Annotated in this window: 16 protein-coding genes; 14 read left to right on the top strand and 2 right to left on the bottom strand. The window is 51.3% G+C overall.

The annotated features are described in order from the left end of the window. Window positions 1–52: 52 nt before the first annotated feature. Entirely contained in the window at window positions 53–1,111 is a 1,059-nt protein-coding gene (locus H6624_04920; protein ID MCB9083660.1) for a DUF4097 family beta strand repeat protein, read from the top strand. Between the two features lie 72 nt (window positions 1,112–1,183). Then, window positions 1,184–1,969, top strand: a complete 786-nt coding sequence (locus tag H6624_04915; GenBank protein ID MCB9083659.1) for a hypothetical protein — start codon at window positions 1,184–1,186, stop codon at window positions 1,967–1,969. A gap of 333 nt (window positions 1,970–2,302) precedes the next feature. On the opposite strand, the gene H6624_04910 is transcribed toward H6624_04915, so the two are convergent. Beyond that, window positions 2,303–2,878: a hypothetical protein gene (locus tag H6624_04910; protein ID MCB9083658.1), complete on the bottom strand. Its 576-nt coding sequence runs from the start codon at window positions 2,876–2,878 to the stop codon at window positions 2,303–2,305. Between the two features lie 114 nt (window positions 2,879–2,992). Between H6624_04910 and miaB the strand changes: the two genes are divergently transcribed. The 7 genes from miaB (at window position 2,993) to dnaE (ending at window position 13,908) form a co-directional block, all read left to right on the top strand. After that, window positions 2,993–4,366 carry a tRNA (N6-isopentenyl adenosine(37)-C2)-methylthiotransferase MiaB gene (gene miaB, locus H6624_04905; GenBank protein MCB9083657.1) on the top strand — a complete coding sequence of 458 codons (1,374 nt, stop codon included), beginning with the start codon at window positions 2,993–2,995 and terminating at the stop codon, window positions 4,364–4,366. After that, complete coding sequence (locus H6624_04900) at window positions 4,359–4,871, top strand: bifunctional nuclease family protein (protein ID MCB9083656.1); 513 nt, start codon at window positions 4,359–4,361, stop codon at window positions 4,869–4,871. Before miaB ends, H6624_04900 begins: the two co-directional genes overlap by 8 nt. 9 nt (window positions 4,872–4,880) lie before the next feature. After that, window positions 4,881–5,417: a gamma carbonic anhydrase family protein gene (locus tag H6624_04895; GenBank protein MCB9083655.1), complete on the top strand. Its 537-nt coding sequence runs from the start codon at window positions 4,881–4,883 to the stop codon at window positions 5,415–5,417. After that, on the top strand, window positions 5,407–6,870 hold the full coding sequence (guaB, locus tag H6624_04890; GenBank protein MCB9083654.1) for an IMP dehydrogenase: 1,464 nt from the start codon (window positions 5,407–5,409) through the stop codon (window positions 6,868–6,870). The genes H6624_04895 and guaB overlap by 11 nt, the downstream gene beginning before the upstream one ends. Before the next feature lie 18 nt (window positions 6,871–6,888). After that, on the top strand, window positions 6,889–8,331 hold the full coding sequence (locus tag H6624_04885; protein ID MCB9083653.1) for a hypothetical protein: 1,443 nt from the start codon (window positions 6,889–6,891) through the stop codon (window positions 8,329–8,331). Window positions 8,332–8,904: 573 nt separating this feature from the next. Then, window positions 8,905–10,428, top strand: coding sequence for a glutamine-hydrolyzing GMP synthase (gene guaA, locus H6624_04880; GenBank protein ID MCB9083652.1), 1,524 nt, complete (start codon window positions 8,905–8,907; stop codon window positions 10,426–10,428). A 6-nt stretch (window positions 10,429–10,434) separates the two neighbouring features. Next, window positions 10,435–13,908, top strand: coding sequence for a DNA polymerase III subunit alpha (gene dnaE / locus H6624_04875; GenBank protein ID MCB9083651.1), 3,474 nt, complete (start codon window positions 10,435–10,437; stop codon window positions 13,906–13,908). Window positions 13,909–13,939: 31 nt separating this feature from the next. Here dnaE and H6624_04870 read toward each other — a convergent pair whose 3' ends face one another. Next, window positions 13,940–14,707, bottom strand: a complete 768-nt coding sequence (locus H6624_04870; protein ID MCB9083650.1) for a hypothetical protein — start codon at window positions 14,705–14,707, stop codon at window positions 13,940–13,942. Between the two features lie 85 nt (window positions 14,708–14,792). On the opposite strand from H6624_04870, the gene H6624_04865 reads away from it, so the two are divergent. The 5 genes from H6624_04865 to H6624_04845 all read left to right on the top strand — a co-directional run bounded on the left by H6624_04865 (window position 14,793) and on the right by H6624_04845 (window position 19,744). Next, window positions 14,793–16,271, top strand: a complete 1,479-nt coding sequence (locus H6624_04865; GenBank protein ID MCB9083649.1) for a hypothetical protein — start codon at window positions 14,793–14,795, stop codon at window positions 16,269–16,271. A 101-nt stretch (window positions 16,272–16,372) separates the two neighbouring features. Continuing rightward, the gene (locus tag H6624_04860; protein ID MCB9083648.1) at window positions 16,373–16,663 is read left to right on the top strand and encodes a hypothetical protein; all 291 of its coding nucleotides are present in this window, start codon (window positions 16,373–16,375) and stop codon (window positions 16,661–16,663) included. A 336-nt stretch (window positions 16,664–16,999) separates the two neighbouring features. After that, window positions 17,000–17,479, top strand: a complete 480-nt coding sequence (locus H6624_04855) for a nucleotidyltransferase (GenBank protein MCB9083647.1) — start codon at window positions 17,000–17,002, stop codon at window positions 17,477–17,479. A gap of 77 nt (window positions 17,480–17,556) precedes the next feature. After that, window positions 17,557–18,747, top strand: coding sequence for a hypothetical protein (locus H6624_04850; protein MCB9083646.1), 1,191 nt, complete (start codon window positions 17,557–17,559; stop codon window positions 18,745–18,747). Window positions 18,748–18,805: 58 nt separating this feature from the next. Next, window positions 18,806–19,744, top strand: coding sequence for a hypothetical protein (locus H6624_04845; GenBank protein ID MCB9083645.1), 939 nt, complete (start codon window positions 18,806–18,808; stop codon window positions 19,742–19,744). Window positions 19,745–19,755: the final 11 nt, after the last annotated feature.

Here is a 19,755-nt window from a genome sequence, read left to right as displayed (position 1 = left end):
AGGTGCCTCACGGGTGAGCCTTCGTTATCATCGGGGGTCAAGGAGTAGGACTGTGACAAGATCGATGAAGACCCTTGGATTTGGATTGCTCGCTTCATTGTTGTTCCTGAGTGAGGGACAACAGTCTGAGGCAGCTGTGTTGGACTACAAGCCACTGGCAATGGAAGTGCAAAAAGGTGATCGCTTGGTTATCCAAGGTTTTGAAGGACGAGTGAAGCTTGTCGGCAACAATCGTAATAACGCCAAGGACATTGTCATCAATCTCAAACAGGACAATCCGGCCAATATGTCGGCTGAAGGCAAAGCCGTTCTCGATGAATGGCTGTTCAGTTTGCAGCGTAAAGGCGAGGTGATCGAAGTCGCTATCCGCTCTCCCCAGAGCAAGCAAGTGTGGTCGAAGCTTCTCATGTCAGGCGGCATGCCCCAGTTTTATATGGAAATCAGCGCGCCACCGATTCCCGCCGAGGTGACTTGGCGCAAAGGGACGGTCTCTATTGAGAATTGGAATGATACTTTGAGTGTCCACGTGCTTGAGGGGGAGACCCGAGTTGTCGGCGGTAAGGGCGAAGCCCAGGTGGTCCATCAGGACGGGACCCTGGTTTTGAGTGGCCGTGAGGGGAATGTGAGTGTGGAATCCTTTAAAGGCACCCTCACCGTGGCCAAAGTGAAGGGTAAATTGGACGTGGAGAACTTCAGCGGCACTTCCCGGATTAGCGACGTTGATGGTCAACTGAATGTCACCAGTACTTCGGGGACCATGAAGATTTCGGATAGCAAAGGCCGGTTGGATTTTCATAATTTGAGGGCTAATTTAGTCATCGATGATTTTAGCGGCGAGCTGCGTGGGCGCAATGGGGCTGGCTCCGTTTCGGCCAGCGTTAAAGGGGAGGCCGATGTGCGCATCCACTCCAAAGAGGGTGGCGTGAGCTTGCGTCTGCCCAATTCGGCCGCACGGGTCAACCTGGGGACCGCGGAAGGTAATATGGCCTTGCCCAATTATCTTCATGTCTCCCGCTTGCCCAATTTGCGTTGGGTGAGAGGTCGGCTTCGTGGCGATGTGAAAGGCTCTGTCTATGTGCGAACCAATGAAGGCAATATTCGATTGCGTTAAAGGCTAAAAATGGGTTGGAGAAGATTCCTTAAACCGCTTGACGCCCGTGAGAAAATAACTCAACTATTACCCATGGCGAAAAAGAAGAAGGCCGCTAAGAAGGCCAAAAAAGTGACAGCAAAGAAGAAAACCGCAAAGAAAACCACAGCTAAGAAAAAGGCAGCCAAAAAGGCAGCGCCTAAAAAAGTGGCAAAAAAGGCGGTCAAAAAGACCACGGCGAGCAAAAAGAAAAAGGCGGCAGCAAAAAAGGCGACGCCGGCAAAGGCCAAAAAGGCAGTCGCGCCAACCAAAGCTCCTAAAGCCAAAGCTTCTCCCAAACCCGCGAAACCGGTTCGGGAAAAAAAAGGACCCGGCCCAAGTCCGGATAAAAAGAGCAAAAAGGCAACCAAGGCCCCAGCCCCTGTGCAGGCTGCGCCTCAGGTGGTGGAAGAAGCTGAAGAGTTTTTGGACGAGGATGAAGAAGTCGAAGGGCTGGCACCCGAAGAGGTCATTTTAACAGACGCCGAGGGGCGTCGGTATTGTCGACGTCGTGACTGTGATCAACTGGCCAGTGTGGAAGCCTACTGTCGCTACCACTACCTGCTTTATTGGAAGAAAATCCAACAGCGCAAAAAAATTCTTTCCGACGGAAAACTCATTCACTACATCGAAGAGCTTACATCCCGTTATCCAGACAAGTATTTGGAAATGATCGGTCGCGACCTGCGCACGGAAAAAGATTTTCTGGCTGCCATTCAAGAGCTGGAGATCGATGAGTCAGCGGGTGAAGACGGCGATTACGATGAGGATAACAGCATTATTGATGAGGTGAGGGGGATGTCGGAGACTTCCCACTCTCGCGACGACGACGACTATTAGGGAGATTGGTGAAAAAGGCCCATCTGCTGCGTTGGAGGGGCCTTGACCTCCCTACAACGTACTCTCTAGTACGCCTCCGGTCGATAAAGTCCCCTCCGCCTTGCACCTGAGCCTTTTTGACCAATCTCCGCTGCAACCGCCTCCATTCGATTAAATCCGCCCGCCTCGCATTCGAACCCTTTTGATCGGGTTCAAACACATAGAGGGGTGAGGGATACCGCTCGCTCGGACCATCCCGCCTTGCATCCACCGCCCTTTTGATCAGCCCGAGGGAGAAGGGGTCGATAAAGTCCCCTCCGCCTTGCATCTGATCCTTTTTGACCCATCTCCGGATTAGCGCTTTTTGGTTTTCTTTTTGGTTTTGGACTTCTTTTTGGTGGGGGATTGGCCTTCGGGGAAGTCCTCGTCGCTGAGGCCGAGCATGGAGATCTTCTGTTCGAGTTCTTCCTCAGAGTCTTCGCCTCGCATAAGGCCACCCTCGTTTTCTCCTAAGAGGCGATCAGCTTCTGCTTCCAGCTCCGTGTTCTCGGTGGTGTATTGTAGAAAGACCTGACGACCTTCGACTTCGTAGCCCTTCCAAGTCTTGGGGAAGTCCACCCCACCTGGGTCGCCAAAAAACTGCTCCAACATGGAGGCCGCGCAATCCACCCCTAAGTGAATCATTTTCACCATGTTGTCCCGATCCTTGGCGTATTCGATGCTCACTTCAAAATTATCCTGGTGAAGGCGGCCATTCTCTTTGTAGCCCACGCTCAAAAGGACTTCGCGGAGATAGATCCGGCCCTCCACAAAAATCCGTCCTTTTTTGATGTAACTAGCGAAATTCTCTTCGAAAATTTCGGTAATCTGATCGGCCAATTCGTCGGGAATTGGGGTCCATTTGGAGGAAAAGGGCAGGCGAGGTTGCATATTTGGGGCTCCCAGGGCTTGATTTGACCTTTTTGTAGTGGCCGTTTATAAACTTGTCCATATTTCTTCACTACTTAGGGTGTTCGTCAAAGAAATCGGAAACTGAACGGGCCTATGCCCAACGCGTCGAGGCGATCATTGCAGGAAAAGGACATGGATACAAATTCCGACATGGGGCGGGGTAAGGGAGTCTATATCTCCACTTACGGCTGCCAGATGAATGTCAATGACACCGAAAGGATGTATTCGCTGTTGGAAATGGCGAACTACACTCCTGTGTCCACGCCCGACCAAGCCTCACTGATTATTATCAACTCCTGCAGTGTGCGTGAAAAGCCGGTTCATAAAGTTCATTCAGAAGTGGGCCGCTACAAAAAGATGAAGCAGCAAAACCCCGATCTTAAAATTGGCGTTGCCGGCTGTGTGGCCCAGCAGGAAAAAGAAAAAATCATGCTCGATATCCCTATGGTGGATTTTGTCATGGGAACTGATGCCATTGACCGTCTACCTGAGATCGTGACTGATCTGCATCAGCGGGATCGAGTGGTGGCGGCCCGTTTTGATCACCAAAAGCCTTACTACATTGAAACTCTGGTGCGGGACCCTGGCGTATCGACCTTTGTGAACATCATGAAAGGCTGCGATAACTTTTGCACCTTTTGCGTGGTGCCTTTTACTCGCGGCCGTGAGCGCAGTCGCCCCCTAAATGATGTGATGGGTGATGTGAACGGATTGGTGAAGCGGGGGGTGAAAGAAGTCACCCTCCTTGGGCAAAACGTCAACTCCTACAAGAGCGAATGTGGAGCCAATTTTGGCCAGCTCTTAAATAGGTTGGCCCAAGACACAGAAATCGAGCGCATCCGCTTTACCACGAGCCATCCTAAAGATTTCAATCGCGAGTTGGTGGACCTCATGCAGGCCAATCGGGCAAAAATTTGCGAATACATTCACCTGCCAGTGCAGTCGGGGAATTCGGACGTGCTGGAGCGCATGAATCGGGGCTACAGCCGTGAAGAGTACATTGAAACGGCCCTCATGATCTTGGATCTGATGCCCGGAGCGGTGCTTTCTACCGACATCATCGTTGGTTTTCCCGGAGAGACGGAAGAGCAATTTGCCGACACCCTCAGTCTCCTTGACGAAGTGCCTTACGAGAGCATTTTTGCTTTTAAATACAGTCCGCGGCCCTTCACCAAAGCTGCTCGCTGGGAAGATCAGGTGAGTGATGAAGAAAAATCCTCACGTCTTGATCGCCTGTTTTCTAAGCACAATGAAATCGCCTTTGGCTTAGCAAAAAAGTACTCCAGTCAAAAACTGCAGGTATTGGTTGAAAAATTTGATGAAGCAACTGGTCGTTGCAGCGGGCGTTCGACGCAGAACAAACTGGTGCATTTTCAGGGCGAAAAAGGCTTGATTGGTCAGACGGTTCCTGTACTTGTAACGGAAGCATTTCCCCAAACTCTACGTGGAGAGTGGATCCGTGAGTGAACGATTTGAAGCAGAACTGCATTCAGACCAGGAGTGGATACAGGTTTACCCCTACGGGGTCACCCTGGCCGCTGATCAATCGCGGCCGATTATGATTTTTAAGGATGAGCAGGAAAAGCTGACCTTGCCGGTGTGGCTGAGCCCCGTGGATGCGGGAATTAGCCTGACCCAGGCCATGAATCGCACAACCCCCAGCACTCCTCACAGCCTGACCCAGAAAATGCTGGGCCAGGTGGGTGTGGCATTAAAGAAGTGCCTCTTTGTCGATATCAAAGGGCATCATCAGATTGTGCAGCTTCACTTTGAAGGCCACCCAAAACTGAAGGTTATTACCCATCGGGCGGATGAGAGTTTGTCCTTTTGCCTGCACGCCAAGGCTGAGTTTTTTGCCCAGCGCTGGTTTTTTGATCAGAGCCGTCAGCTGAATGCGGAATTGGAAGGCGTGCAAAAAGGTCTGGAGTTAGAGCCCGGTCTCGGGCACAATGAACACCCATATGTGATGTAGGAGGCTAAAGTGTTGTCCATTTCGGTGCGCGGGTTTCATCCTCAAATAGGCGAGGGGACCTTTGTGGCGCCGAACGCGACCCTGGTGGGCGATGTGGTCGTGGGCAAACAGGCTTCCATTTGGTTCAATGCGGTCATTCGGGGCGATGTGATGCCGATTCGCATTGGCGATCAAACCAACATCCAGGATGGCTCCATCATCCATGGCACCTACAAAAAGTGTGGCACCACCATCGGCAATCGAGTGACAGTCGGGCACGGCGTGATTCTGCACGGCTGTGAAGTTGGAGATGAGGTCCTTGTTGGCATGAGCACCACGATTATGGATCTGGCGCAGATCCCCTCTCGCTGTATTGTCGGAGCTGGGTCCTTGGTGACAGAAGAGGCACGTTTTGAAGAAGGCTGGTTGATTCTCGGCAGGCCCGCCAAAGCCATCAGGCCCCTAAAACCCGAGGAGTTGGCTTTTCTCGGGAAGTCGGCTGACAATTATTTGCATTACACGAAATGGTTTGAGGAAGGTGAAAAAGGAGATCCCCATGGCAACTGAAATCCCCCAAGGTTTAACCTATGACGATGTTCTGCTCATTCCCCAGTTTTCTGAGGTGGTGCCTTCTGAGATCAGCACGGAGAGCTTCTTTGCTAAGGGAATAAGTCTCAAAGTCCCAGTCATCGCGGCCGCCATGGATACGGTGACTGAACATAAGACTGCTCAGGTGATGGCCCAACTTGGGGGATTGGGGATTATTCACAAGAATATGTCTATCAAAAGCCAGGCCTTTGAAGTGGAAAAGGTCAAGAAATACGAAAGTGGGATGATTCTCGATCCCATCACTATGCATCCCGACAACCGGGTGGCCGATGCCATGCAACTGATGCAGAAGTACTCCATTTCAGGAGTTCCCATTACTGTTGATGGCAAGCTGGTGGGTATTCTCACTAACCGCGACTTGCGTTTTGAAACCAACATGGAACAGCCCATTTCAGCCCTGATGACTCACGAGAATCTGGTGACAGCAGAAGTGGGCACAAATCTGGAGCAGGCCAAGGTCATACTCCACAAGCACCGCATTGAAAAACTGCCGGTGGTGGACTCTCAGGGCTATTTGCGGGGACTCATCACTATAAAGGACATTGAAAAGGCTCAGACATTTCCCCAGGCGACAAAGGATGCCCACGGGCGTCTACTGGCTGGCGCCGCCGTGGGAGTGGACGCCACCAGCCGTGAGAGAGTTTCGGCATTGGTCGAAGCCGGCTGTGATGTGATCGTGGTGGACACCGCACATGGACATTCGAAAAACGTCATGACCATGGTCGACTTTGTAGCCAAAGAGTTTCCAGACACGATTTTGGTTGCCGGTAACGTGGTCACTCCTGAAGCCACAGAAGCTCTGATTGATCGGGGAGTGGATGTGGTTAAAGTCGGCGTTGGGCCAGGTAGTATTTGTACGACTCGCGTTGTGAGTGGTGTGGGAATGCCCCAGATTTCGGCCATCATTGATTGTGCAAAGGCGGCAAAGAAAAAAGGCCGCACCATTATCGCTGACGGAGGAATCAAGTTTTCAGGTGACGTCACCAAAGCCCTGGCGATGGGAGCGGCTTCGGTCATGGTCGGCAATATGCTGGCAGGATCTGATGAAAGCCCCGGTGAAACCATTCTTTACCAAGGCCGCACTTACAAAGTCTATCGTGGCATGGGTAGTCTGGGTGCCATGAAGCAAGGTTCTAAAGATCGCTACTTTCAGGAAGATGTGGCTGACATGGACAAACTGGTTCCCGAGGGGATTGAAGGCAAAGTTCCCTACCGTGGAAACCTGAGTGGAATTGTTCACCAGTTGATTGGTGGTTTGCGATCCGGGATGGGCTACTTGGGGGCTTCAACAATAGAAGAGTTGCAGAAAAGAGCTCGCTTTGTCAGGGTCTCGCCTCAAGGTTTGCGTGAGTCCCATGTCCATGATGTGAGTATTACCAAAGAGGCACCGAACTACAGACTTGAAAACTAAAGGGAACACTTGTCAGCAATGGGGTTGAGGCTTCTTGGTTTACTCGTTATCTTTCTTTCTGGTTGTGCGACCCTGACCCACAATGGACGCAATCAAGTTGTTGTTGTGGACTCAAAGCCCTCAGGTGCTGAAGTTGTTTACCAGGGTAAGGTTGTTGGCACCACTCCGGCTCTAGTGGAAGTGGAGCGTGGGAAAAAGGTTGAGTTAGAGATCCGCCACAGTGAGGCTGGAACTAAAACGGTTCGGCTGAAGTCTGAGTATCGCTGGGGCCGCAGTTTTGCCGGCAACTTGATTTTGTTTGGTTTGGCTCCCATCGGGTGGTTTGTGGATTTGATAAAGGGCTCCAGTTGGGAGCTCAAAGATCCGGTTCGGGTCAGGCTTTCCGATAATGGCAAACGCCAGGGACCAGAGTTCACCCGCCTCGCTATTGCCCCCCCTCAGAGTGCCGATGAGTTTTTGACCGATGAGGTGGCGCGGGTGATGGAAAAGGAAGCCCGCGACCGGTATCCCAATGTGGAGTTGATTCCTTACAAAAAGTCTCTCGAGACCTTTTTGGAGTGGGAATATGATTTCGATTCCCGGCCCAGCTGGTCATACCGGACCAGACTGTTTAAAGAGTTGGCAGCGGATCACTTTCTCGAATCCGAAGTCATCTCTGGTCGCGCCACCCATGTGGACGTCAAAGCCAAGTTAACATCATTTACCAGTGAAAAACCCCGGCAGGATTTCGCCGTCACACTTAACCCTGAAGAGGTGCCGGCCTATTCTGAAAGGCGTTGGACGAGAAAGCTGGGTGGTTTTTTCCGCTGGATTCCAAATACCGTGACCGTGGATTTGGCGGGATCATCGCCTTCTCTAAAAGTGAACGATGTGGATGTCCCAGGCAGAAGTCGCTTTGAAGAAGGTTTTTGGGGAGATGTCTTTCGCTACCTTGGAGCCCTTGGCCTTTCACACATGGAAAAGCAGAGTGAAAGGGACATTTGGCAGTACCAGTTCCAGTTTGTCCCAACCGCCTCAGTGAGTTGGACCAACATCACCTATCCCGACATTGCCGTTATCGCCAACGAAGAGTTTGAAAGGCTCTATGTGGCCGCCGGCTACGGCCCTCAGTTTGGTCTTAAATCCATGTATGGGCACACCTATATTCAAATTATTCCTGTCGCTGCCTATTCGGCCATCAAATATGAAAATGGGGGCAAAGTATACGAATTCGGGCGTGGCGACCTCTCGGCTATCACCGAAATCGGCTACACCTATTTTTTCTCTGATCGCTTTGTCGGCCGCTTTTTTATCCGCCGGGTGAATGAGGATGCCTCGCTGTGGAAGAAGACCATGGAAAAGGCTTCGCCAGTGATTGCTCAACAGGAGTTCGTTGAGGTGGGGTATAATTACGTGGGCTTTTCTTTTGGCTATCATTTCTCGGTGGGGCGGAATCCTGTGCGCCAAATCGTCGGCGAGTAGCTGCCGATGAAAAGGGTCCATCTGCTTCGTTGGTTGGTCAGTCCATGAGTCTCTGCTCGCTTTTCCCAGCTGAGTAAAAATCTTCAAACATACTTCCGGCAGCAGCGTTAGAGGCGAGACTCCTCTTTATGGTGATCCGCAAAATCCTTTATTGGCGAAATTGGCCCTTTGCCGACCATTCTCCACAAATCCTCACGCACCTTATCGGCCGCAGGCGCAGGAGGCTGAGTGACCGAAGGGAATAGACTCAGCCGAACGGAACGCATCAGCTTCGCTGCCGCAGTTCGGATACGCCCTGCGCGACGGTGAGGATTCGGATTTGCGGGAATGGCTCGTCATTCGGACCACTTTCTCGAATAAAGGCGGCCCAAGGTTTTGCGGATCAACATTTGAGGGCCGGTACGATTTGTTTTAATGGGTTGCTTGTGAGGGCAAGGATAACTCTATGAGTCAATGAGTGGGGGAATGGGGTGGGGAGGGAGAGTTTTCTAGACCGGGGAGGGCGGCTTCGCTATGGTGGAGGGCTCTAAAAACCGGTTTGGTTCCCTAGATTTTTATAGAGGTAAATGGCTGATGGAAGGCGGATTTCTCGTACTTGATTTTGGTTCCCAATACACCCAGATCATCGCTCGCAGACTTCGTGAGTTGGGCGTTTACTCGGAACTGCTTCCCTATGACATGGCTTTAGCTGAGATCAAAGCTAGAAAGCCTAAAGGCATCATTTTGAGCGGCGGTCCCTCTTCAGTTAATGAGGCCGGCGCTCCCCATCGGGACGTTCATGAGCTTGCGGCCATCGCGCCACTCTTGGGTATTTGCTACGGAATGCAACTAATCTCAGCCCAGATGGGCGGAGTGGTCGAAAGTGCTGATCGCAGGGAGTATGGCCTTAACGTCATCAAGTGGTCCAAGCAAATCGGCCAGGTGCCCAAGGAGCAAAACGTGTGGATGAGCCACGGAGATGTGGTTAAAAAAGTTCCGCCTGGATTTGAGGTCGTCGCCACCAGTGCCTTTGAATACCCGGCGGCTTTGATGTCGGACCGGGCCTGGGCCTTTCAATTTCATCCCGAGGTGAGTCATACCGATCACGGCATGGATCTTTTGAAGGCCTTTGTTTTCAATCTTTGTCAGGCTGAACCCGATTGGGCGGCGCCATCGATCACCGAGCACCTACTCGAAGAAGTGCGAAAACAGGTCCCAGATGGCGAGCATGTCCTGTGCGCCCTGAGTGGGGGCGTGGACTCGACTGTTGTTGGCACACTGCTGACCAAGGCTTTGGGTGCAGACCGAGTTCACTGTGTGTTTGTCGATACCGGACTATTACGTAAAAACGAATTTCAGCAGGTTCTTGAGACCTATAAAGAGCTGGGTCTCAACGTCAAAGGTGTGGACGCCAGCCAAACCTTTATGAGTAAACTCAAAGGGGTTGCCGATCCTGAGAAGAAACGTAAAATCATCGGCCATACTTTTATCGAAGTGTTTAAGGACTCAATCAAAGAGATTGGCCCCATTGATTGGCTGGCTCAGGGGACTCTGTATCCGGATGTCATTGAGAGTATTTCCCTGCGCGGCACCAGTGTGACCATCAAGTCTCACCACAACGTAGGCGGCTTGCCTAAAGACTTAGATTTGAAGCTGATCGAGCCTCTTCGCGAGCTTTTTAAGGATGAAGTACGGGCCATCGGTAAAGAGCTGGGGATTCCCCATGGCTCACTCTGGCGCCATCCTTTTCCGGGTCCTGGTTTGGCAATTCGTATCTTGGATGAAATCACGCCCATGAATGTGAGCATTCTCCAGGAGGTCGATGCCATCTATATCGACGAGCTTAAGGCCAAAGGTCTTTACGACAAAATCTGGCAGGCATTTTGTGTTCTATTGCCGGTCAAGACCGTGGGTGTCCAGGGTGATGCCCGAACCTATGAAAGAGTGGCCGCCATTCGCGCAGTCACTTCCAGTGATGGGATGACGGCTGATTGGTTTGCCTTTCCACCGGAGTTTTTGCGCCATCTTTCCAACCGCATCACCAACGAAGTCAAAGGGGTGAATCGGGTGGTCTATGATGTGACCAGTAAACCCCCTGGCACGATTGAGTGGGAATAAACTCCGATGAGCTTTGTTCACCTCCATGTTCATTCCCAATATTCCCTACTTGAAGCCACCATTCGCTTTAAAGAACTGGCCAAAACCGCCCAGGAAATGGGAATGCCGGCAGTGGCCATTACTGATTACGGGAATATGTTTGGGGCCGTCGAGTTTTACTTCGCGGCCAAAGGGGCGGGGATCAAACCCCTAATTGGACTTGAAGCCTATATCGCTCCCAAGAGTCGGTTAATTAAGGGCGAGGACCGTGAAGCCGCGCAAATGCCCAATCGGCGCATTGTGCTCCTGGCGCAAAACCTGGAAGGCTACCGCAACCTTTGCCAGATCAGCAGTATTGGCTACAAAGAGGGATTTTACTATCGGCCACGTATTGATTACGAAGTGCTTGAGAAATTCAGCAGCGACCTTATTTGTTTAAGCGGCGGACTGATGGGAGATGTTCCTTGGACCTTTGTGAACCAGGGAGAGGAAAAAGCCCTAGAGGTGGTGCGCAAACTCCAGGCTCTTTATCCCGAGCGTTTTTATTTGGAAATGAACCGCACCGGTGTGGCGGCTTGGGAGCAGATCAATCCCTTCTTGGCTGAAGCAAGCAAAATCACCGGAGTTCCCTTGGTGGCCGCCAACGATGTTCATTACTTGAATCAGGGTGACCAGTTGGCGCAGGAGACTCTGATCTGCATTGGCTCCAACAAAACCCTGATGGACGAAAACCGCTACCGACTGGGGAGTGATCAATTCTACTTTAAAAGTCCTGAGCAGATGCAGGGGCTTTTTAAAGCATTTCCTGAAGCCTGCAGCCGCACTCTGGAGATTGCCGACCGTTGTGAGATTCACTTCAAGCTTGAGGATGACGAAGGAAAGCCAATTTACCATCTTCCCACTTACCCTACCCAAGGGGGCGTGAGTCTTAAAGACGAGATGGCTCGCTTAAGTCGCGAGGGTTTGGAAAAACGTATTGCCCAAGCCATTCAGCGCGGTGAGGAAATCAACGAAGAAAAGCAGGCTGAGTACGACAAGCGTCTGGACTATGAGTTGGGCGTGATCGATGGCATGGGCTTTAACGGTTACTTTTTGATCGTACAGGACTTTATCGGTTGGGCCAAAGACCACGACATTCCTGTGGGACCTGGGCGAGGCTCAGGAGCCGGCTCTTTGGTTGCCTATTCCTTAGGGATTACGGATCTCGATCCCATGCCCTACAATTTGATCTTTGAGCGATTCCTCAATCCTGAGCGGGTCAGCATGCCTGACTTTGACGTGGATTTTTGTCAGGAAAACCGCCAGCGGGTGATCGAGTACGTCACCAACAAATATGGCGAGGCCAGTGTGTCTCAGATCATCACCTATGGAAAGCTTCAAGCCCGTGCCGCCATTCGCGATGTGGGCCGGGTGATGGGAATGACCTTTGGTGAAGTGGACGTGGTGGCCAAACTGGTTCCGGAAAAACTTGGCATCACCTTAAAAGACGCCATTGATGAAGAGCCCAGGCTTCGTGATTTGATGGAAACCGATCCCAAGGTCAATAACCTCATGGAGCTGGCGCAAAAGATCGAAGGCTTGGTTCGTCATGCGGGAATTCACGCCGCTGGAGTGATCATTGCCGACGGCAACATAATATCTCATGCCCCCCTCTATCGTGGGACGGAAGGGGAAAATGTCGTTCAGTACGACATGAAACACTCGGAAAAAATCGGCCTGATCAAATTTGACTTTTTGGGCCTAAAAACTCTGACCCACGTGAACGACGCTCTGAAGCTGGTGGAAAAAAACCGCGGCAAAAAATTCCGCACCGAAGACATCTCGCTCACGGACAAGGGCATTTATGAAGTCATGTGTAAAGGGGACACAGCCGGGATTTTCCAGTTTGAAGGCGAGGGTATTACTGACCTGATCCGTAAGGCCCAGCCCACTTGCTTTGAAGACATCGTCGCCATTAACGCTCTTTATCGCCCAGGTCCTATGGATATGATCCCGGACTATTTGGCGCGCAAAAAGGGCGAAAAGAAGGTGCAGTTTTCGTTTCCGGAGCTTGAGCCCATCCTTAAAGAGACCTACGGCATTGTGGTCTACCAGGAGCAGGTACAGCTGATTGCCTCACGCATTGCCAATTACTCACTCGGTGAAGCGGATCTTCTCCGTCGCGCCATGGGTAAAAAAATTGCCGAGGAAATGGCCAAGCAAAAGGATCGCTTCCTTCAAGGTGCACGGGAAAATCAGCATGACGAAAAGAAATCCTCTGAACTATTCGACACCATGGCGGAATTTGCCAAGTACGGATTCAACAAATCACACGCGGCCGCCTACTGTGTGGTTGCGGCCTACACGGCCTGGCTTAAGAATTATTACCCGGTTGAGTTTTTTGCAGCCCTTTTGAGTACGGAGATGAACGACACCGACAAGGTGGTGAAGTACGTCAAGGACGCCCAAAAGCATGGTATTGTTGTTCAGCCTCCCCATGTGAATCATTCCGAATATAAATTCACAGTCAAAGGCAATGAGATTTATTTTTCTCTTGGTGCCATTAAAGGTGTGGGTCAGGCGGCGGTTGATGCGCTACTTGAGGCCCGTGAATCAAAGCCGGAGAAAAAGTTTGAAACCCTGGAGGACTTTTTTGCCACTGTTGATTTGCGCCGAGTGAACAAGAAAACCGTGGAGTGCCTGATCAAAGCCGGAGCCTTCGATGGCTTTGGGGCCAACAGGGCAGAACTCACGGAGAATTACCCTCGCTTTATTGAGCGCGCTGAACAGTCGCGCAAAGACCGTGAAGTGGGGCAGGTGAGTCTATTTGCCATGGTTGAAGAGGTGCAGGAACAGGAAAAAGTGCGGGTCGAAAAGCGCGCTCCCTGGACCAGAGGATTGCGCCTGGCCGGCGAAAAAGAAGTCTTAGGCTTTTACCTTTCCGATCACCCATTAAAAGGTCTGGATAAGTTGGCTTCGCGTTGGGTGTCGGCCAATATTGCAGGTCTTCAGGATCTCAACAGTAAATCCAACGTGAGAATTTTAGGTTTGATCAGCACCATGAGGGAGATCATCACCAAAAAAGGAACCCGCATGGCTTTTGGGGTTCTTGAAGATCTCACGGGCACCTTAGAGCTGGTTATTTTTCCTGATCCCTTTGCCAAATACGAAACCCTATTGAAGTCTGATGTTCCTCTGGTGGTCACCGGAGTTTTGGAGAAAGAAGGGGACGCCTGTAAGGTCTTAGTCGATGAGATCAAGGCCTTTCCAGATATCATGACCAGTGCCAAGATCATGACCCTCAGTCTTCGCCCGGAGATGGAAGATAAGCTGGCACTGCTACGGGAGATATTACTTAAGCATCCGGGCGAGAGTCACCTTCAGTTAGAACTTGAACTTCCAGACCTGGCCAAGTCCGTCAACCTGGAGTCCATCGACCCCCGCTCAGTTAGACCCTCGCCCGAGCTCCTTGAAAGCCTCCATACGCTCTTAGGCACCACCGAAAACATCGAACTCCGCTAATGTTCCCAGTTTAAACCTGCAACACTGAATATTACTGAAGAGGGTTAATGCAGAGAGCGTCTTTCTCCACGGGGACGCCAAAAATCAGTCCTTGGATCATGCCGGGGCTGTGTCTTCCGTCAGGAGAAAAGGACGACACGGTAAGGCTGTAATTCTCTCGGAAGAATTGCGCTCCTGGTACGCCGGGTGGGAATTCCACCGGCTGACCCATAACCTGTTCGGGCTCAGTCACCATTGGGACAGGTTGATTCGTCTGAATATCCCAAACTGCGACCTGGATGATTCGCAGGAAAATATCCTGGCGAGGTTCATGGACAATGATGTTGTCCATAGCCAAAAATGGACCCACCTGTTCTGAGTGGCAGAGTTTAATTGGGTAGGGCTCTCCCGGCTGTGGTGGCTGAGGAAACTGCTGGTATATCTTGGTATCGTAGCCGATGTATTGCTGCGAGTACTCATTGGCAGAAAGATCGGCAAAGGAAACCTCATACTGGCTACCGGTGCAGTTGTCGGTATAAAGGGCAACATCCTTCTTCTCAGATACGTCGATGATTCCTTGGACTTCTTCGAATGCTGGTCCGTGACTCCCGCTTGGGCAAGTGAAATCCTGCTTACGAGCGTAGTAGGTGCCATTGGGTGGACGATTGCCGACATAGGGTTCGCCATTGCCACTCTTGAAGGTGGAATCAGATCCATCGCTCTTCTTTAGAATCTCGCAGTTTTGGAAACCCAACAATAGGGCCGTCAGGAGTCCTAAAAGGATAAGAATTGAAGCCGTTTTGTTTTGAGGCAGTGGCATTTTCATAGTCCTCCCAATTATGGATGATTCCATAACTTAACTCTAGTGCTTGCTGGATGACATAAATACTGATAAATTGTGCGCGATGAGGGAATGGTCTGGATATCTTCAGGAATTGGATAAGAAAGTGCGCCTCGGCCGGCATGCCGAAGTTCGCCGCGACCTTCTGGGTCTCAATTTAAGACAGATTCCTCGCGAATACTTTGTCCGCTTTGCCCGCCTGTTTTACCGCTCCAATCTCCCTCTGACATCTCTGCGGCTGATTGGTCCTGCGATTCATCAGACCAAGCGGCGGATGGACCCCGCCACTTCGGAGGAAGTGGCCGAATATTCAGTAGGTCTTTTGCGCATTGGCGCTTCGAGAGAAGCAGAACACTTACTTGAAGGGTTAGCCAAGTCAGGCCTGCCCAAGGTCCATCTCTATTTGGCATTTGTGGCCATCACCCAATGGGACTACCAGAAAGCCGCCGGTGCGCTCCTTCAATATTTGCAGCATGAAGACGACCCCTATCAAAGGTTGGTGGCTCAGACCAATCTGGCCGCGGCCCAGGTCTTTTTGGGCCAATTCGCCGAAGCTGGGCGGTCACTCAGTTCTTTGCGGAAACAGACAAAAAGGGAAGGTCACCTTCTGCTCTTTGCCAATGCACTGGAGTTGTCGGCCCAATTGAGTTTGGCCAATGGCGATTACGAAAGAACCGAAGGTTTTTTGGAGTTAGCCGAGGCGACCTTAAAGAAGTCCACAGCTATTGACGAACTCTTTGTGCGCAAATGGAAGACCCTCCTTCAATTGGACCGGAGCAGGGGCCGAAGCGGCTGGGGGCAGTGGGAAGAAATTCGCAACCAGGCCTTTCACAGAAGGCATTGGGAAACTATTAGAGAAAACGACTTCTACAAATCGGTCTATGGGCGAGACGATGATCTGTTTGCTCGCGTTTACTTTGGAACCCCCTTCTCTTCATACCGGGAATACATGAAAGAGAAGGCAAAGCGCCAAGTGGTCTTGCCCAATTACTATGATTGGCAACTCAAGGGAGGGGCCTCTCGGCGGGGGCGGGTCTTCAACGTGTCTGAGGGCCAAGAGATCTCTGGGCCCAGCGCCCTGCGCGCGGGTTTTTTGGAGCATCGCTGTTTACAGGTGTTGGCCTCTGATATTTATCGACCGGTGCGACTGGGGGCTTTGTTTGGCCACCTTTATCCTGATGAGTTTTTTGATGCCCAATCTTCTCCGACGCGGGTTCATCAAGTCCTGCGACGACTCCGTCGATGGCTAGAAGCAGAAGGTTGGCCGATCCTCATTAAGGGCCGCGGTCATGCCTTCGCACTTCAGGCATCAGTTCCGGTGCGGTTGCGGCTGAGCCTCAGCCTGGTACCGGCCACGTCGGGCGAGTTGCAGCTTCAGGAGTTGGCCAGGTGTTTTCAAAGGGAGGCCTTCTCTTCATCGCAGGCGGCCCAGGCGCTTGGCGTTTCAAAAAGGCAAATCAATAAGTTGCTGGCCGCGGACGATCACTCTTTGTTTGAGAAAGTCGGTTCTGGTCCGCAGACCAAATATAGGTCAAAATCCTAGTCTTTTATCGCGCACAAAATATCAGTTTTTAAAAATGTGGGGGCCGCCTATCCTGGGTTTGTTGTTACTTGTTTGATTTCAAACCTACAAAGGAGGGGAATATGAAAAAACTCATTATCGCAATTGGCCTTCTGTTGGCTGGACTCTCAACTTCAGGCTTTGGCCAAAATCTGGCTCGGGCAGAGGGTGACCCCCAACGCGTGCAGTTTTGTACGGAATTAAGGGCTCACATCCAGCAGTTGTCTTTTTACCGTGAGCACCTTAAGGCGAATTTGCGTGTGGCCATAGCATCCCAGAACGCTCCGGCAGCGCAGAAGCTACAACAGGAGATTCAAAGGGTAAGTGTTATTCTGCGAAACATGAAAATCGTCTTCGCCGAGGAGTGCTTGTAACTCCAGGCGGACCCAAGATTACGATCAAGCTGACGCGGCCCCATATATCATGCTCGCATGGTGTATTGGGGCCTATAATGTTTCCGCCAAGAACCAGTAATGCATTGCCTAGGGGTGGCGCATTACAAGGGCCGATCGGGAATAGCCTGAAGGGGCTTGGGTAAAATGGTGCTTAGGTCATGTAATTGCAATAGCCTGAAGTAGGCGGCGCTGCTATGATACTGGCCATGGACCGAGATCTAGCCAGAAATCTGAAGCTGACGCCTCAACAGCGAATTGAAGAGCACCAAAAGGCGCTTAATTTAGTTCTTGAAATCGAAAAAGCCAGAAAAGTAAATGCAAGACCTAAACCTACTCCTTAAGGCCCTTCTTGAGAGCAAATTGGATTTTTTGGTGGTCGGTGGTTTTGCTGCCGTCGTACACGGATCTTCCCATGTCACAAAAGATCTCGATATTACAATGGTCATGACCCCGGAGAATATCGAGGGGCTCCGCAGGGCTTTAAAGGGTCTCGATCCCAAGCACCGAATGAACCCTTCTCACAAAGCTTCATTTCTGGAGGAGCCAGCTGATCTTTCCGGACTGAAAAACATCTATCTTGAAACCCAAGCTGGGATATTAGACATCGTCACTCTGGATGAGTCGCTTGGCTCCTTTGAACAGCTCAAGTCGAGAGCATTGAGGGTGCAATTGTTCGGCTACGAGTGCTCTGTTCTGTCCCTCGATGATCTAATTTGCATCAAAGAGTCCATGAATCGCCCTAAAGATCGAATAATCCTTGAGGATCTAAAGGCTATCAAAAAGCTAAAGAGCTGATAGTGTTCTTACGCGACGCCGCACCCATAGGAACCCGGTACCTTCTGTGATTTCATTATAGGGTTCTTGGAGGACTTATGGGTCAGTGGATGCACCGATGGATGTTGGCTTTGGCCTTGGTGGCGGGATGGATCTTGGCGTTTTCTCCGGTTTCTTGGGCCGAGGATGTTGTGGAGATCACCGCTGAAAAAACGGTGACGGCTTCCAGTCCCAATGCGGCTCGCCAGCAGGTCTTTGATGAAGTTGTTCAGGAAACAGCTGAGAAGTACATCCTGGATATCATTGGCTCGCAGAAATACGAACGCAACAAGGTCGTCATCCGCAAAAAGATTCTCAAAGATTCGCGCAAATACATTCTTTCCATGAAGTCTTCCAAACCGGTCAAGGCCGGAAAAGGCTTTCAGGTATCCGTGGTCCTAAAGTTCTCGGTCAAAAACCTTCAGGCTCTGCTCTTAGAGCATGGGCTTCTTTACAAAATGGAAGGCGCTCCCCGGGTGATCCCCATGGTCAGCTTTCAGGATCGGGTCAATGGTCGCACTCATACCTGGTGGGTGGGCGAGACAGGAGTCGACAAGAGTTTTATGGTCGCCCAGAGCCGTGACTTCCTCAATAAGTTGCGATCGGAAATGCGCGAGTCCGGTTTTTTTAGTTTGTCGCCCATGGGCAGTGGCTACCGCAACATGATGCCCACGGCTTTTATGTCAGATAATCCACGAACCGAGGATTACCTATTTTTGGGTGAGTATTTCGATAGTCAGATTGTGGTGAAGGGATTTATTCGCTATGCGCAAAACCGCAAGCGCTCCGATGCCTATCAAGTGGATGTCAAACTGGTGGCGCTCCACTCCGGCAACGGCCGCGTGGTGGGCGAGGTGATTCGTACCTATGAAACCGACGCAGGGCCATTTCAAGCCACTGTGACGCGAAAAATGGGCGAAGTGATGGACACCGTCAGTAAGGATTTGGCTGCCCAGGTCTACGACGCCTGGAAAAGGGGAACCTTTGGTGCCAACCTTTTGCGGTTGGCTGTAAACGGTAAGCTTCAGTATCCTCAGCTCATGGAATTGAAAAAGCAGCTGGTTGATGGGGTCCGGGATATCCGCACCCTCAAGGAAAGGTTCTTCGAGCAAAACCGGGTGGTGTTTGAGATGGACGCCTCCAGTGGTACCCGGCAAATCGCCCAGGTCCTGGAGAGCAAGGCCTTCAAGCCCTTTCGTGTGAAGGTCTCCAAGGTCAATTCCAACACCATTGAGCTTGATGTACGCTAAGGCAATTTCAGACCTTGGTCGGATTTAAGCCCTATTCGGGCGGTGCTAAAATAAGGGTATGAAAACCGCTCTAAAAATCTCCCTAGGTTCTGCGTTTATATGTCTATTAACGGCCTGTTCACTTCCGGCTCCAGCGCCTTCTCCAGGGATTCAAACCAGAGATGTGCCTTTTTATGCGCGCAATGAGAACCAAGAGCCGCGCAAAAGATTGATTGTGCTTCCATTTTTGGATGAAAAACCTGAGCGCGCCATCAAAGTAGCTGAAGTTGCCCGCACCACGGTGGTGCAGGAACTTCTCAGAACCAATCACTTTGTCGTGGTTAAGAATGAGGACTTCCCGCAAAACCTCAGTCAGTTCATGACCAAGGATCGCGAATACGACATGGAAAAGATCTCGCGCATTGCTTCCAGCATGGGGGTAGCCGCTGTTCTTGAGGGTAAAATTTTGGACATTCGTGCACGCCGCTTGGGCGATCAGATTGGTCTTATTCGCAAACTTCGTGCCCGAGTGGAAACTACTGTGCGGATTCGTTTATTTGCTACCAAGAACTCCCGCGAGATTTTGCACGATGTGCGCGAGGCCACAGCTGAAACCGAGACCACTCGCGTGGGTCAATATGCTTCGTCTGATCGATTTTTGGAGGAAGACCCAACCCTCGTGCGCGAGGGAGTGGTGCGCGCCTTTTACGGAGCCTTGGGGCCCATCGTAAAGGCTGTTGAAAAACTCACCTGGGAGGGGCGCGTGGCCATGGTCTCGGGCGAGAGGATCTATATCAATGCTGGACGTCTGTCAGGGATACAGATCAATGACATTCTCAAAATTACTGAAGACAGTGAGGAAGTGTTCGACCCTGAGACAGGTCGCTTTATTGGCACGGCTCCAGGACGAATGAAGGGCACTGTCGAGGTCACCAGCTACTTCGGGCGAGACGGGGCCATTGCTGTTATCCACTCCGGTTCGGGGTTCCGCGAAAATGATCGGGTAGAGCTTTACTAAACCCTTAATCC

It is taken from the genome of Pseudobdellovibrionaceae bacterium, from assembly GCA_020635075.1.
In the GTDB taxonomy this organism is placed as follows: Bacteria; Bdellovibrionota; Bdellovibrionia; order Bdellovibrionales; family UBA1609; genus JADZEO01.
The sequence above is the reverse complement of the archived record's forward strand: the minus strand, read 5'-3'. Positions and strand labels throughout refer to the sequence as shown.

Bases quoted from the DNA above. Each gene is read 5' to 3' on its own strand.
- H6624_04865 (MCB9083649.1), top strand. From the start codon at position 14,793: ATGAGGGAATGGTCTGGATATCTTCAGGAATTGGATAAGAAAGTGCGC.
- guaA (MCB9083652.1), top strand. From the start codon at position 8,905: ATGGAAGGCGGATTTCTCGTACTTGATTTTGGTTCCCAATACACCCAG.
- miaB (MCB9083657.1), top strand. From the start codon at position 2,993: ATGCCCAACGCGTCGAGGCGATCATTGCAGGAAAAGGACATGGATACA.
- H6624_04885 (MCB9083653.1), top strand. From the start codon at position 6,889: ATGGGGTTGAGGCTTCTTGGTTTACTCGTTATCTTTCTTTCTGGTTGT.
- H6624_04855 (MCB9083647.1), top strand. From the start codon at position 17,000: ATGCAAGACCTAAACCTACTCCTTAAGGCCCTTCTTGAGAGCAAATTG.
- H6624_04915 (MCB9083659.1), top strand. From the start codon at position 1,184: ATGGCGAAAAAGAAGAAGGCCGCTAAGAAGGCCAAAAAAGTGACAGCA.
- H6624_04850 (MCB9083646.1), top strand. From the start codon at position 17,557: ATGGGTCAGTGGATGCACCGATGGATGTTGGCTTTGGCCTTGGTGGCG.
- H6624_04860 (MCB9083648.1), top strand. From the start codon at position 16,373: ATGAAAAAACTCATTATCGCAATTGGCCTTCTGTTGGCTGGACTCTCA.
- H6624_04845 (MCB9083645.1), top strand. From the start codon at position 18,806: ATGAAAACCGCTCTAAAAATCTCCCTAGGTTCTGCGTTTATATGTCTA.
- dnaE (MCB9083651.1), top strand. From the start codon at position 10,435: ATGAGCTTTGTTCACCTCCATGTTCATTCCCAATATTCCCTACTTGAA.
- H6624_04870 (MCB9083650.1), bottom strand. From the start codon at position 14,707: ATGCCACTGCCTCAAAACAAAACGGCTTCAATTCTTATCCTTTTAGGA.
- guaB (MCB9083654.1), top strand. From the start codon at position 5,407: ATGGCAACTGAAATCCCCCAAGGTTTAACCTATGACGATGTTCTGCTC.
- H6624_04910 (MCB9083658.1), bottom strand. From the start codon at position 2,878: ATGCAACCTCGCCTGCCCTTTTCCTCCAAATGGACCCCAATTCCCGAC.